General features: G+C 61.7%; 6 protein-coding genes (1 of these 6 cut by a window edge). 3 read left to right on the top strand and 3 right to left on the bottom strand.

Translation table 11 applies throughout. The features are described from left to right. Positions 1-8 precede the first annotated feature (8 nt). Positions 9-890: a TorF family putative porin gene (locus tag JOE39_RS06745; RefSeq protein ID WP_024661782.1), complete on the bottom strand. Its 882-nt coding sequence runs from the start codon at positions 888-890 to the stop codon at positions 9-11. A 28-nt stretch (positions 891-918) separates the two neighbouring features. Beyond that, a complete protein-coding gene (locus tag JOE39_RS06740; protein ID WP_004404540.1) occupies positions 919-1,344 on the bottom strand; it encodes a DUF2147 domain-containing protein in 426 nt (141 codons plus the stop codon). Positions 1,345-1,505: 161 nt separating this feature from the next. Here JOE39_RS06740 and JOE39_RS06735 point away from each other — a divergent pair, with 161 nt between their 5' ends. From JOE39_RS06735 to JOE39_RS06725, 3 genes are all read left to right on the top strand, one after another. Then, positions 1,506-2,189, top strand: coding sequence for a TetR/AcrR family transcriptional regulator (locus JOE39_RS06735; protein WP_004404542.1), 684 nt, complete (start codon positions 1,506-1,508; stop codon positions 2,187-2,189). A gap of 186 nt (positions 2,190-2,375) precedes the next feature. Then, entirely contained in the window at positions 2,376-3,812 is a 1,437-nt protein-coding gene (locus tag JOE39_RS06730) for a coniferyl aldehyde dehydrogenase (protein WP_057445676.1), read from the top strand. A gap of 357 nt (positions 3,813-4,169) precedes the next feature. Continuing rightward, complete coding sequence (locus JOE39_RS06725; protein WP_004417759.1) at positions 4,170-4,838, top strand: LuxR C-terminal-related transcriptional regulator; 669 nt, start codon at positions 4,170-4,172, stop codon at positions 4,836-4,838. Between the two features lie 117 nt (positions 4,839-4,955). Here JOE39_RS06725 and JOE39_RS06720 read toward each other — a convergent pair whose 3' ends face one another. Continuing rightward, on the bottom strand, positions 4,956-16,006 hold the 3' portion of the coding sequence (locus JOE39_RS06720; RefSeq protein WP_210077660.1) for a non-ribosomal peptide synthetase. 6,730 nt of this gene lie beyond the right edge of the window; the window shows 11,051 of its 17,781 coding nt (coding positions 6,731-17,781); its start codon lies beyond the right edge, outside the window; its stop codon occupies positions 4,956-4,958.

Below are 16,006 nucleotides of genomic sequence, written 5' to 3'. Positions count from 1 at the left end.
AGGTCTACTCAGAATGTGCGGGAAATCGACGCTACCCAGCGACTGCCGTCCGTGGTGCGCACATGTCCGTCGTCCTCGGCCATATACAGTTCGCGCGCCCTGGTCTTGGTCGTCACCCAGTCAAGCCCCCAGTCGACGCCCCACCAGTGGTGGACCAGACCTGCGCCATAATCGGCAAAGTCGGCCTCCGAGAAGTTTTCGATCTGTTGGTAGCCGGCGTGCAGCTTCAGGTTGGTGTTGATGCCCAGCGCGTACTTGTAGTCGAGGTCATAGAGCATGCTGCCCCGGGAGTTGCGATCACCCTTGGCATAGCAATCGAGGCCTTTGGTCGGGTCATCGCGGAACTGCAATTGCGCGCCACACACCCCGCCGCTGTTGGCGCCCCGGTAGTTTTTCGAGAGCACCCGGGCGATTCGTCCTTCGAGCGCGCCGTAACCGATTTCAAGCACGGCGAACTGGCTGTTGTAATTGGTCGAGTGCTCTTCACCTGGCGTGAACGTTTCGAAATCGAACCGGTTCGGTGCCTTGAACTGAGCCCCTGGAAACATCTCGGCCGCAAGCCCGACGCCATAGTGCCAGGCATCCGGATCGCCGAAGCGATAGCCGCCAGCCAGCAGTACACCTGCGCCGTCGCCATCGAGGAACTGTTTCTTGCTGACCGTGGTAAATTCGGCAAGCGCCACCAGGCCTGTTTCATGGGCGACCTGGAGGGTCACTTTGGCCCCGGGGCGATTCAGCGAATCGGAAATCCCGCGGGTACGAATGTCCGAGCTGACCTTGGCGGTAACATCCACTGCGTAGCTTGATATTTCATCGGCGATGGCCAGCGTCGGGCCTGCTGCGGAGCACAGGGCTGCAGCCATTACATAACGGGTTGTATAAGTGCGCATGATTCTCTCCCACGCTAAAGTGCCGGATTTACGATTTGCAAACCGGGGCAGGAGGCAGTGTTGCGATTCGCTCGAATTGCTCGGTCTTGCCGAGAACTTCGGTACCGACAAAAGCCCTTACATTGAGGCGTCCGTCCTTGACTCGAACGGCGCCCTTATATTTTTTCTGGTCACGCGGGTCGTACACCCAGCCATCGCGCCAGGCATCCTGGTCGTAGCGGGTCAGCTGCAGAATCTGTACGCCGCAATCACTCGACGTCGAGGCCGCATCCTTGACCCAGACAATCTGCCCGCAGATAGCGCCGGCCTTGTCTGCGCAGTCGTCAAGTCTGACCACCGCGTCCTTTTCAGCCGTCAACCAAAGGCCCTTGGCCTCAAGCGGACCGGCAGCAGCATGAAGGCCGGTGGAGCACATCAGAACCGAAGAGAGGAAAAGCCACTGCCGTACGTTCATAGCGTCACCTTTTTTATTTTTTTGTTTTGACAGATCGTCACAATAACGACGCTTCAGTTATGATAGTCATCGCTACACGATAGTTATAGCTATCATTTTATCGTGCAGCAACTGTTTTTTTGATCCTCATGCTGGCGCCCCACTTTTCTTGACAGGTATTTATGGCCAGGCTGAAAACCGAAATCCTTCCCGAGCAAATCGCAGGGAAAAGCGTTGAACGCAAGAAGCTGCCCGCGCAGCAGCGTGCTACCGAAACCTACGAGCGCATCCTGGTCGCCACGGCAAACACCCTGTGCGAGGTCGGCATAGAACGCCTGTCGACCAATCTGGTATGCGAACGGGCCGGCCTCACGCCGCCCGCGCTGTATCGCTATTTCCCCAACAAGTACGCGCTGCTGACGGTTCTGGGTGAGCGCCTGCTCGAAAAACAGAACGAGCGGATCGATCACTGGATCACCCCCGAGCTGATCGCAGGCACGCCGCAGGCGCTGGAACAGGCACTCGCCGAGCTGATTCTGGATACGTACCGGGTCACTGACGCCACACTGGGCGGTATGTGGACGCTCAAGGCACTGAGGGCGGTTCCCGCTCTGGAGCATGTGCGGCTCGACTCACACCGCAGGGTTTCCCAGGCTCAGGCTGCGATCATTGGCAGTGCTTTTCCAGACGCGGATCCCGAGCGCATCGCCATGGTTGCCCGCGTCGCGGTGGAAATGATTCACGCGACCATTGAGTTGTTGTTCGATGAGCCGTTGGAGCCCGCGAAAACCTGCGCGATGGTGGCGGCGATGATCGTCAGTCATCTGGATCGCCTGGCGCCCGAACCCGGGCATGGCAAGCGATGAGCGGCATGCAGGTTAGCCGGTTGGCCCCTTTAACCGGCCGGATCGTTCCTCCATCAGCCTGTCGGGGTGCTAAACGATTACGTGAGCCAGGAAATACACACTACTGCTAACGCCTCCGTACTAGCGGCAGGTTCCATCGCCGTCATGCAGCCCCTATAAAAACCACGCAGCCACAGGAGCAGCGTCATGATTCAATCCGCCAGGGTTTCGCCAGACACGACGTTTCACGCTTCCGGGCTAACCGAGCTGTTCGAGGCGCAGCAGGCCGCATTTCGCGCTCAGGGTGCGCCTTCCTTCGATCAACGAATCGCAGACCTCAACGCCGTTCTGCGTATGGTCAGCGATAATCAGAACAGGTTGCTCGAGGCGGTCAGCGCAGACTTCGGCAACCGCTCGTTCGACGAAACCCGGCTCGGTGAGTTGATGCCGGTGGTCAACGGCATCAAGCACATCCGCTCGCACCTCAAGGCATGGATGCGCCCCTCACGGCGCAAGGCGGGTATTGTTTTCAGGCCCGCCACAGCACGGGTGGTTTATCAGCCGCTGGGCGTCGTCGGCATCCTGGCTCCGTGGAACTATCCGCTGACGCTGACACTGGTGCCGTTGATAGAGGCGCTGGCTGCGGGTAACCGGGTAATGATCAAACCTTCGGAACTGACACCCCGAACCTCCGAGCTGCTCAAGCAACTGCTGGGCGAAGCGTTCCCTGCCGAGCAGGTTGTCGTGGTCACTGGCGACGCCACGCTGGCGGGCCAGTTCAGTGAGTTGCCTTTCGACCATCTGCTGTTTACCGGCTCGACCCACGTGGGTCGCCAGGTCATGGCGGCGGCCGCACGCAATCTGACACCGGTCACACTGGAGCTGGGCGGCAAGTCGCCAGTGGTGGTCTGCGACGACTTTTCGATCACCAAAGCTGCGCGGATGATCGCTATCGGCAAACTGTTCAATGCCGGTCAGACCTGCGTAGCGCCTGACTATGTGCTCGTCCCCCGCGAGCAGGTGGACAGCTTTGCCAGCGAGTGGCTCGCTGCAGCGAAAAAACTGTACCCGACCCTCGATGGCAATTCTGACTACACCTCGATTATTTCCCGGCGCCATTACGACCGGCTTATGGCGATGGCCAGTCAGGCCGTCGCGACAGGTGCCAAGGCATGGCAACACAATGCGCCCGCAACGGCGGGCGAACGCAAAATCGCACCGATGGCTTTCACTCAGGTGTCCCTGCAAGCAGATGTCATGGGCGAAGAGATTTTCGGGCCTCTGCTGCCGATCCTCGCGTATGAGTCGCTGGATGAAGCCATCGCCTTTATCAACGCGCGTCCGGCACCGCTGGCGCTTTATTGCTTTTCCAACGATCAGGTGTCTGTAGACCGGGTGCTGAACCGCACGCAGTCCGGCGGCGTGACCATCAATGGCACCATGCTGCACGCGACTCAGGATGACCTGCCTTTTGGCGGTGTCGGCGACAGTGGCACCGGGGCCTATCATGGCTACGAAGGCTTCGTACGTCTGTCCCACGCCCGCGGTGTTCTCAAGCTCGGTCGTTTCAACATGTCCGACAAGGTCTCGGCACCTTACGGACGGCTTACGCGTCTGGTCACCCGATTCATGATCGGTAAATAGACGCTTGCCAAACGGTATGCCCCCGTCATGTCGCGACGTTAAGTGCACATTCGCGGGGATCTTTTCCACTCCCTACTTCCCGTAACAAGAGCAGGAAACACCCGCTAGCGCTAGTTCGCCTGAGCGCTTTCTGCGGCCCCCTTACGCGCCGTCCGACCGATGATCATCACTCTTTCTGATAGTGAAGTATTTAGGTAACCTCAGGGCGATACGCTTTGCTGTACTTCACTGCAGATGCTCTAGCGGGCATCTAACGCTGATTTCGTGGCGGAAACACCAACGGCCAAGTTGATGTGACTGCGACATGCTTACAGCGTCTATACCATTGTCAGCAGTTTTAAACTCATGGATGACTACATGCCTAACACACTACTTCCGCAGATTGGCAGGGCCATAGCCAGCATCGGTAGCGGGAATTTTTCCAGCATGTTCCACAAGCTGATCGACACTCAGCTTGCGGTAGATGCCACGCACCTCTCCTCCCTGCCACAGCCCTGGCAAACGCCACCCGCCTCTGCACCGACGGTCTTTAACGAGACCGTGACGTCATCACGAGGCACGCTGTTGCTCAGTGACTCGATTCATCTTTACCCTGATCAGGCCTCGGAAAACTTTAGCTGTAAAATAACCGTATTTCGGGCGCTTCCCGCGCATGAATTTTCAGAAAAGGAACGCCGGCAACTAGGCGACATTTCCCCGCTGCTGTTTTCGATACTTGAAAAACATGTCAATGCCCTGCAATCAGCAATGCCCGGCATTGAGCATAAAAAGCCCGAAAGCATTGAAAAGCGCTTTCAGGAACGACTGCGCGAAACAGGGCTGACGTTGTCCGAACGCGAAACCCAAGTGTGCCTGGGGCTGCTCGCCGGCCATACCGCGCTTGAGCAGGCCGAGCGGCTCGCACTCAAGGTCAATACTGTAGGCAGTTACCAGCGCCGTGCGGCGATCAAGCTGGGCATCAGCGGTCGCAATTCCCTGATGCGCTGGATGTATGGCTCATCAGTGGGCGTTTTTTCAACCTGCTGACCGCCAGTCGATGCAACGGACGGGGCGATAAGGATCGCCCCTCCCGGATTCGCCCTCACCGCCTCCGATGCAGGACCTCCTTGCGCTTAGAATCACGCTCGATCAATACCCGCCGAGTCATTGCGTTTCCCCCACACCCACTGCCAATCCGTCATACCACCAGGCCGCCAGGCTATAGACATCCGGAGCTTTCAGGACGCTGAAGTGGTTGCCCGGCCCGTGCCAGAGTGAAAGCTGCGGTAGCAGGTGCTGCCATTGGCTCGCGCAAGCGGCATGCTCAAGTTGATTATCCAGCGCATCCAGTTGCGGATCGTCCACCAATACCAGACTCGCCCTGCCGCTGTAGCCTCCTGGCTCAGGTCGATAGACCGTGCGCAAGGCGCTGGCGAACGTGCGAACAATCCCTTGCAGGGCCTGTGCCGCAAGACGCGGCGGTAATAGTCCGACGCGCACCATGGCTTGCTGAAGCAGATGCATTTGCGTGACGGTATCGCTGCCGGCAAACCTCAGCGGGTCGAGCTCGAGGCTTCTTCCGCTGGACAACTGCAGCGCCTCGATCAGGCGTTCCAGCACGGCTGTGGCGGTATAAGGTTTACCGTCCAGACCCTCGCCGCCAGGCGCTTCGCTGTCGATCAGGGTCAACGAGACAACCTCGCGGCCACTGGCCTGCAGCTTGACCGCCATAGCGTGCGCCGCCCACCCACCGAACGAATGCCCGACCAAATGCAGGGGGCCTTTCGGATACAGCGCTTCGATGGCCTGCACATGGCTCTGCGCTGCAGCTTCCACGCGGCTGTGCGGAACACTGCGACCGTCCAGACCGCGTGGTTGCAGGCCGTGGATCGGCCAGTCCGGACCCAGTGCCTCGGCCAGGCCAATGAAGCTGGTGACGCTGTCCCCGGCGCCCGGTACGCAAAACACTGGCGCATGCCCGTCACGCCCGCTCTGGATGGCCAGCAGTGACTGATGAGCCGGCGGTGGCGGTGGCGTGGCAGGCGCGCTGTGCAGCGCCTGAACGATGCTCAGACCAAGCACGGCGACGTGCGGTGCCTGCATCATCGTCATGTGGTCCCCCGGGACATCGACGCACCGCAGTAGATCTGCGGAGAGAATCTCACCCCAGCCCAGGGTCGAACTGCTTCCAATCGGCGCCATTGGGCGCTGTTCGGCGCGGAACAGGTGAATCGGCAGGCTGAGTGACTCCAGCTGGTAATGCGCCAGGGCCTGACCATGCGCCACTTCACGGTCCAGGTAATGGTGCAATTGCTGATCGCTCGCCAGCGCCAGCTCCTCATACAACAGGCCTTCGTCACGGCACAGTTGCAACAGCGTGGCGAAGTCCGGCAGCGGCGCTTGCTCGCTCAATGAGTTCAGACGCGCCAACTTCGCAGCGCCCTCACCCGCCTGGGCTTGCCAGTGCGCAGTGCAATGCGAGAGCAATTGCCGCTCAAGCAAATCAGGCCCCTGCCAGCGCGCCTTGCCCTGATCGGTCAGGCGTGGCACATAGCTGTCGATCAGGCCGAGGAATGTCACGGCCTCGTCCATGCCCAGCAGTTGCGTGGCCACTTCGTAGGCCAGAACCCCGCCAAACGACCAGCCGGCCAACCGATACGGGCCGCGCGGCTGGACCTGACGAATGCGCTCCACCATCCGCGCTGCCAGACACTCCATGGTGCGTAATTGCTGCTGCCCAAGACCAATGCCCGGCAAGCCGTAAATCGGAAAGTCACCCTGCAGATGTTGCCCAAGCACCGGGAAATAAGCATCCAGCCCGGTGAAATCGTGCAGAAGAAACAAGGGTGACTCGCTGCCACCGGCGCGCACTGTGATCACCTCCCGAGCCTCGTCCGGCGATCCTGGACGCTGATCGAGCAATCCGGCCAGCGCTGCAACGCTAGGGTGCTGGAACAGCTCGGCCAGCGTCAGTGACACACCTGCTTTTTGCAGCAGGCTGACCAGGCGGATGGCCGACAGCGAATGGCCGCCCAGTTCGAAGAAACTGTCGTGCCTGCCGATTTTTCCGACTTCAAGAACCTCGGCCCACAAGTCCGCCAGGCGCTCTTCCAGAGCCGTTGAAGGCGCCTGGTAAGCGAGGTTCGCCAGTGCCGCCAGGTCGGGCGCAGGCAATGCCTTGCGGTCGACTTTGCCGTTCTGGGTCAATGGCAGCGCATCAAGGCCTACAAACACCGCAGGCACCATGTACTCCGGGAGTTGACCCAATAGATGCGCGCGCAAGGCGGCACTGTTGAGCGACGCGTCACGACGGGTGAAGTAACCCACCAGACGCAACGTGCCATCGTCCAGACGCTGGGTGGTCACCACCGCTTCGCCGACGCCCGGGCATTGCGCCAGGTGCTGTTCGATCTCGCCTGGCTCGATACGCACGCCACGAATCTTCACCTGATCATCGTTGCGGCCCAGGTATTCAAGCGTCCCGTCTGACAGCCAGCGCACCAGATCGCCGGAGCGATACATGCGCGCACCGGATCTGTCGCTGAACGGATCGTCGAGGAAGCGTTCTGCGGTCAGGTCCGCACGGTTCAGATAGCCACGAGCCACGCCAGCGCCGCCGATGTACAACTCGCCGGGCACCCCGAGTGGCACGGGCTGGCCACGCGAATCCAGTACGTACAGTCGGGCATGGGTAACCGGCTTGCCGATGTGCAACACCTTGCCAGGCTGCATCCGGCCAGAGCTGGCCACCACCGTGGTCTCTGTCGGGCCGTAGTTGTTGACCACGGCAAAACCGGGATCACGGTTGAAATGGCGCAAGCGATCACCGCCAATCAACAGAGTTTGCAGCGTCGGATGGTGTAATTCACGGCTGAAGGCGTATTCGGCCACGGGGGTCGGCAGAAACGCCACCTGCAGTGGCTGGGCCAGCCACCAGTCGAGCAGCACATCGAGCTGTTCGTTGCCAATCTCCGCAGGCGGCAGGTGCAGCACCGCACCGGCACACAGCGCAGGCCAGACTTCCCAGGCCATGGCGTCGAAACCGAACCCGGCAACGCTGGCGGTATGACTGCCGGCACGCAGGTTGAAGGCTTCACAGTGCCAATCCACCAGATTGTTCAGCGTGCGGTGCTCGACCATCACGCCCTTGGGCAGCCCGGTGGACCCCGAGGTGTAAATCACGTAAGCCAGATGTTGCGTGGTCATTTCCGGCACGGACGGGTTGCCGGTGCGCTGTGACCAGTCCGGGCGATCAAACGCGATCACCGGCACCTGCAGTTCGGGCAGACGTGTCAGCAGGTCGAATTGAGCCAACACCACCACAGGTTCGCTGTTCTCCAGCAGGTAGCTGATGCGTTCATCAGGGTGGCCCGGATCGACCGGTACGTAGCACGCCCCGGCTTTCAGCACTGCCAGCAGACCGGCCAGGGTCTCCAGGCCGCGCCGCGCGACCACCGCCACCCGGTCGTCAGGACGTACGCCCAGCCCGATCAGGTGATGGGCCATTGCGTTGGCACGGGCGTTCAACTCGCCATAGCTCAAATGCTGGTCGCCCGCCTTTGCGGCCATGGCGTTCGGTTGTTCCAGCGCCTGCTGTTCGATACGCAGATGAACGGGCAGCGGGCACTCCGCCGTAAGGCGATCGGCATTGAAGCCATCGAGCAGCTCGTTTCGTTCGGCGCCGGGCAGAACATTCAGTGCCTGAATCGGTCCCGCAGGTGCCTGTTCAAGCGCGTCGACCAACCCCTCCACGGCGCAGGCAAGATACGCACAAACACGTCGGGCATCGATGCCTTTCGAGGTCAACGCAGTCAGGTCGAACGCCTCGCCCAGATCATCGACGCTGAGCGTCAACGGATAGCTGCTGCGCTCGCCAGACTGCAACAGCTCGATGCCCTGCCAGGCCTTGCCGGCAGCCTCGTTTGCCTCACCGGGTGCAGCGCTGTGGCGGTAGTTCAACAGTGCACTGAACAACGGTGCGCCTGCAGGCAAGGCGCTGCAACGCTGCGCGATTGCCAGAGAAGCCTGTTCGTGGGCAAGCAATCCGGTCAGGCGGCGGTGGGTCTGCGACAGAGCATCGCGTGCACTCTGATCGGCCAGGTCGATGCGCAACGGCAAGGTGTTGATGAACACCCCGAGCGTGCGGTCGGCGCCCTCGCTGCCGTTCAAGCGACCCAACAGTACGGTGCCGAACACCACGCTGTCACGCCCGGACAATCGGCCCAGTACCTGAGCCCAGGCCAGGTGCATCAGGCTGGCAGGACTGACACCCAGCTGCCGCACCTGATGGCGTAAACGCCTGTTCAGGTCCGCATCCAGACGCAGTCGGGCCTCGCCTGCAACGTCCGGCCCTGGCAACCAGGTCTGGGCGTACGCCAGGGTCGGCTCATCCAGATCGCCCAATTGCTCGCGGAAGAACGTCTCATGCGCGTCGTCACCGGCCCCCAGCAAGGTCTGCGCGATGTAGTTGCGGTAAGGCACTGGCGCAGGCAGTTGCGCTGCCTGATCGAGCAGTACCGCCTGCAATTCCTGGCTCAGCAGGTCCAGGGCAACGTGGTCCATGATCAGGTGATGGAACAGCAGGACCGCGACGATACGCCCGTTTTCCGGGTCATCGGCATGAACCAGACGCAACAGCGGTGCACGCACGAGCTCGAGCGGCTCGGGAGCATCCAGCGCCGCCAGCGGCACCTCGATCACCGGCAGATCGGCATGTCGCCAGACCACTTGCACAGGCGTTTCCAGGCCTTCCCAGCACAGTGAAGTGCGCAACACGTCGTTGCGGGCGATCACCTGTTGCAGCGCCTGGCTGAAGGCCTCCAGTCGCGAGCGGTCGGCAAAGGCGAAGCGTGCCTGCAAGCGATAGGGATCATCCTCAGCGGCGGACAGGTAGTGATAGAAAATACCCGCCTGCAGAGGCCCCAGCGGGTAGATGTCCTGAATATTGCTCGCACCGCCGGTAACGCTGGCGACGACGCGATCGATCCCTGCCTGGTCCAGTTTCACCAGCGGCAACAGGTCCGGGGTGATTGACGTGCAATCCGCACCGATCAGGTTGGCCGGAATCTTCACCTGAGCGCCGCTGCCAACGGCGCGTGCCAAGGCGGCCAGGGTCGGCTGGGCAAACAACACGCGGATATCGGCATCCATGCCACGGCGACGCATGCGTGCGATCAGAGTAACGGCGAGCAGCGAATGGCCGCCGAGCTCGAAGAAGTGATCGTTGCGCCCTACTTGCTCGACTTGCAGCAAATCGCTCCAGATATCGGCCAGGGCCATTTCCAGCTCGCCTTGCGGCGGCTCGTATTCACGCCCTGGCATAGCGTCGCGATCCGGCACTGGCAAGGCACGTCGATCGACCTTGCCGTTGGCGGTCAATGGCCAGGCATCGAGGCGCACGAACGCACTCGGCACCATGTAGCCCGGCAGGCGGTCCAGCATGTCGGCACGCAGCCTGGCGATATCAAGCGCCGAGCGCGGGCCTTGCTCAATGAAATACGCCACCAGACGTGACTGTCCAGGTTCGTCCTCGCGCGCCACCACCAGCGATTCCTCGATACCCGGCAACGAGGTCAGTTGCGCCTCGATTTCGCCCAGTTCGATACGCATACCGCGGATTTTCACCTGATCGTCGTTACGCCCCAGATAGTCCAGCGTGCCGTCTGCATTCCAGCGTGCCAGATCACCGGTGCGGTACATGCGCGCCTGCGGGTGCTCGCAGAACGGGTCGCTGAGGAAGCGCTCGGCAGTGAGTTGCGGCTGATTCAGATAGCCCCGCGCCACGCCTTCACCGCCGATGTACAGTTCGCCGGCAACACCGGTCGGCACCAGTTGCTGCTGCTCATCAAGCAGGTACACGCGGGTGTTGGCGATCGGTTTGCCGATGTCGAGGCTGCCGTCAGGCAACAGACGACCGGAGGTGGCGACCACCGTGGTTTCGGTCGGGCCATAGTTGTTGATCACGGCAAAACCCGGCTCACGGTGGAACTGCCGCAGGCGATCGCCGCCGATCAGCAGCGTCTGCAGCGTCGAGTGATACAGCTCGCGGCTGAACGCATATTCGGCCACCGGTGTCGGCAAAAACGCCACCTGTAGCGGCTGGGCCAGCCACCAGTCGAGCAGCAGGTCGAGCTGTTCATTACTGATTTCGGCTGGCGGGATATGCAGCGTTGCCCCTGCACACAGGGCCGGCCAGACTTCCCAGGCCATCGCGTCAAAGCCGAAGCCGGCCACAGTGGCAGTATGGCTACCGGCGTGCAAAGCGAATGCCTGGCAATGCCAGTGAACGAGATTGGCCAGCGTGCGGTGTTCGACCATCACGCCTTTCGGTTGTCCGGTCGAGCCGGAAGTGTAAATCACATACGCCAGATCGCCGGGCGTCTGGCCCGACACCAGCGGATTTGCCGGTTGCTCAGGCCATTGAGGGCGATCGAGCGCGAGCAGCGGCACCGTCAGTGCAGGCAGGCGCGCCATGAAAGCCTGTTCAGCGAGCACCACTACTGGCGCACTATCGGTCAGCAGATAGTTTATGCGCTCATCGGGGTGCGCCGGATCCACCGGCACATAACAAGCACCGGACTTGAGCACGGCCAGCAGGCTCACCAGCGTGTCCAGGCCACGGCGCGCGACGACCGCGACGCGATCATCCGGGCGCACGCCCAGGCTGATCAGATGATGGGCAAGGCTGTTGGCCTGACGGTTCATCTGCGCGTAGCTCAGCGACTGCTGGCCGACTCTGGCCGCAACGGCTTCGGGCATGCCCTCGGCGCGTGCCTCTATCAGAGCATGAATGGTCTGACCTTGCGGCAGGCTCACCGCGCTGGCGTTAAGAGTGTCGAGCAGATACTCGCGCTCCTGCGGGCCCACCAGCGGAATATCAGCGAGCACCGCCTGCTGGTTGCTCACCAGCGTGCGCAGCAACTGTTCGAAATAACCGCAATAGCGCTGCACCGTTGCCTCATCGAACAGCGCAGTGGCGTAGTCCAGCGTGCCGAACAACGCATCACCCTGTTCGCCGAGGTTAAGCGACAGATCGAACTTGGAGACCTGACTCTGCTGTTCGACCGTTGCCAGCGACAGCCCGTCCATCTCCGGTAAGGTAGTTTCCCCGGCCAGCCAGTTGAGCGTTGTCTGGAATAACGGACCATGGGCCAGGCTGCGTGTCGGGCGGACGATTTCAACCACCTGCTCGAACGGCAGGTCTTGGTGGTCCTGAGCCTCCAGTACTCGCGTCCTGACCTGTGCCAGCAGCGCATCACCGGTGGGTGCCGATGCTGTGTCGATGCGTATGGCCAGCGTGTTGACGAACAGGCCGATCAGCCCTTCCAGCTCGGCGCGACCACGGCCCGCGATCGGGCTGCCGACGACCACCTCGACCTGACCGGACAGACGCGCCAGCAGTGCGCCCCACGCAGTCAGCAAGGTCATGTACAGCGTAACGCCTTGCCGCTGAGCCAGCGCACGCAGGCCGGCAGTCAGTTGCCCATCCAGCCGTACGTTGAGGCTGGCACCGGTGAAATCCTGCTGCGCCGGACGCGGCCGGTCGGCAGGCAGGGTCAGCAGTGTCGGCGCGCCTTCCAGCACCTGCCGCCAATAGGCAGCCTGGTGTTGCAGACGTTCACCGCTCATCCAGCCCTGCTGCCAGACCGCATAGTCGGCGTACTGGATGCTCAGCGCTGGCAGTGGATCGGTCTCGCCACGACGCAGCGCCGGATACAACGCAAGCAATTCGCGGGTCAGAACGCCCATCGACCAGCCGTCGGAGACGATGTGGTGCACGGTCAGCAACAATACGTGCCGCGCGTCTTCCACCTGCAGCAGGCAGCCACGGATCAGCGGCCCCCGTGTCAGATCGAACGCTGCGGTAGCCTCTGCTGCGACGCGTTCGGCCAGGGTTTGCGGGTTTTGACGCAGGTCTTCGATGTGCAGGAACGACATGGCCGCCGGAGCTGTGAACACGACTTCAGCCCCCTCCTCACGGGCAATGAAGCGGCTGCGCAGGGTTTCGTGGCGCTCGACGATTCGCCCAAGCGCGGCTCTCAACGCGGCGACATCCAGCGATCCTTGCAGACTGAGGGCCAGCGGGATGTTGTAAGCCTGATTACCGCCTTCCATTTGTGCCAGAAACCACAAACGCTGCTGGGCAAACGACAGCGGTAGCGACTGATCACGCGGCGCAGGCAGGATCAGTGACAGTTCACTGCGTCCCGCACCAGCCAGCGCACTGGCCACGGCTGCCAGTTCGCCCAGCGCGAAGAGTTCGCCCAATGGCAACTCCATGCCCATCTGCTGACGCACCTGCGACACCATGCGCATGGCCAGCAGGGAATGCCCGCCCAGATCGAAAAAGTGATCGTGACGACCGACCCGCTCGAGCTGCAGCACTTCAGCCCAGATCTGTGCCAGAGCGATTTCAATCTCGCCCTGCGGTGGCTCGTAGGCCAGCCCCAACAGCGACGAGTGATCCGGTTTGGGCAGCGCACGGCTGTCCAGCTTGCCGTTGGCGGTCAACGGCAGAACGGTCAGCTCGACAAAGGCCCCAGGCACCATGTATTCCGGCAGGTTAGCCTGCACGTGAGCACGCATTTGCTCCGGTGCAGGCGCCTCGGCGTCCAGCCGGCTGGTGAAGTAGGCAACCAGACGCACATGGCCCGGCTCATCCTCGCGCGCCAGAACCACAGCCTCGCTGATGCCCGGCAACTGATGCAGGCAATTGACGATCTCGCCCAGTTCGATACGGAAACCACGGATTTTCACCTGGTCATCGTTGCGCCCCAGGCATTCCAGCTGGCCATCCTCCAGCCAGCGGCCCAGATCGCCGGTGCGGTACATCATCGCGCCGGGCTGATCGCTGAACGGGTCGGCGATAAACTTCTCTGCGGTCAGGTCCGGGCGATTCAGATAACCCAGTGCCACACCGTCGCCACCAATGTAAAGCTCGCCAATCGCCCCCAACGGTGTCAGGTGCTGATGAGCGTCGAGCACGTAGACCGTCGTGTTGCCGATAGGTGTACCGATCGGTACCGACTCGGCGTGATCGGCCAGTGTTCTTACATCACTGGCCGTAGCGAAGGTAGTCGTTTCAGTGGGGCCGTACGCGTTCAACAGGTGCAGGCCCGGAGCCTGGGCAAGCAGCGTGCGGAAGCTCGCCGGATCGGCGCGCTCACCGCCGGAAAGCAACAGCCGAAGACCGCTGAGCGCCTCGGGGATCAGTTGCACGTACTGGTTGAACAGTGCGCTGGTCAAGAACAGCACACTGACATTGCCCTGACGCAGAGCCGCGCTGAAACGCATCGGGTCGATCAGCGTGGTGTGCTCGATCACCAACAGCTGTCCACCGTTGAGCAAGGCACCCCAGACTTCCATGGTGCTGGCATCGAATGCAGGGTTGGAGGCAAAGGCGATGCTGTCCTGCTCGTTGAAGTCGGCATAACCGTTGTTCAACACCAGCCTGGCAATGCCGCGATGGGCCACACGGACGCCTTTCGGGGCCCCCGTCGAGCCGGAGGTGTACATGACGTAAGCCGCTGTGTCGGATGCCTGTGGCAGGCCCGGATCATGCGCAGGCTGGTCGTCAAGGTGCAACTGGTCCAGATCGATGCGCTGCACCGTCGAGCCCATCGAGGTGGCGCTCTGTGTCAGCACGCATTTCGCCTGGCAATCATCGAGCATGTAATGCTGGCGTTCGGCAGGCGCATTGACGTCCAGTGGCACGTAGGTCGCTGCGCATTTGCCGACCGCCAACTGGCTGATCAGCAGTTCCAGTGAGCGCGGTAGCAAAATCGCCACATGCTCGTTGGGCCGCACACCTTGCCCCAGCAGGTAGTGAGCCAAGTGGTTGGCGCGCTCGTTCAACTCACCATAAGTGAGTGAGCGACGGCCATGCACGGCCGCCACTGCATGCGGATGAAGCGCAGCGCGGCGCTCGAACAGACGGTGCACGGGCTGCCCGCGTGGGTAGTCACGCCGGGTATCGTTGAACGATACCGACATCTGCTCGCGTTCTGCCTCCGGCACCACTGACGATTCAATCAGGGCTGCTGCCGACTGCTGCTCCAGGGCCTGCACCAGATGGACAACGGCTTGTTGCACGTAGGCGCAAATCCGTTGCGGATCAATACCCGGCGCAGCCTGGGCTGTCAGGCTGAAACTATCGCCGAAGTCATCGATACTCAAGGTCAGCGGGTAGTTACTGCGCTCCTCTGCGTGCACGACCTCAATCCCTTGCCATGCCGTGTTGTTCGCCTGGTCATCGAGCTCAGGCACAGCGCTGTGGCGGTAATTGAGCAGCGTATTGAACAGTGGTGCGCCAGCCGGCAAGGCGCTACAGCGCTGGGTCAAAGCCAACTGAGCGTGCTCATGGGCGAGCATCCCGACCAGACGACCATGGAGGTCGAGCACTGCACTGCGCGCGCAGTGCCCGACCAGATCCATGCGCAATGGCAAGGTATTGATGAACACCCCCAAGGCGCGCTCGCCCCCCTCACCGCCGCGCAACCGTCCAAGCAGCACGGTGCCGAATACCACGCTGTCACGTCCGGACAACTGGCCGAGCACCTTCGCCCAGGCGAGGTGCATCAACGTGGCGGCGCTGACACTCAACTGCCTTGCCTGATCGCGGATCTGCCGGCACAGGTCGCTGTCCAGCGTGAGTCGGGCCTCGCCAGGAATCTGCTCTGCGGATGCCATGGCCAGGCCGTAAGGCAAGGTCGGCTCATCGATATCGCCCAACTGCTCGCGGAAGAACGCTTCATGGGCGTCCTCGCCAGGCCCTCGCACAACATGGGCAATGTAGTTTCGGTAAGGCACAGGCGCTGCAAGCTGAGTTTCGTCGTCCAGCAGTATGGCCTGCAACTCATGGCTCAATATGTCGAGGGCGATGTGGTCCATGATCACATGGTGGTAGCGCAGCACCGCTGCGATCCTTTGGTTGGCCGGATCATGGGCATAAACCAGCTGCAACAGCGGCGCCTGCGTCAGGTCCATGCGCGGCGCATTGAACAGGTCTTGCAAGGCTGCCTCTTCAACCCGCAGAGGCGCCTGGCGCCAGACCACTTGTACCGGTGCTTGCAAACCTTCCCAGAACAACCCGGTGCGCAGAATATCGTTGCGCTCGATCACTCGCTGCAAGGCATGGCAAAAAGCCTCGAGACGCGAGGCGTCGGCGAAGGCGAACTGCGGCTGCAACAGATAAGGATCGCGGTCCCCGGCGGTCA

The organism is Pseudomonas sp. PvP100, from assembly GCF_017833055.1.
Taxonomy (GTDB): Bacteria; Pseudomonadota; Gammaproteobacteria; order Pseudomonadales; family Pseudomonadaceae; genus Aquipseudomonas; species Aquipseudomonas syringae.
This window is presented reverse-complemented; position numbering and strand designations above follow the sequence as displayed.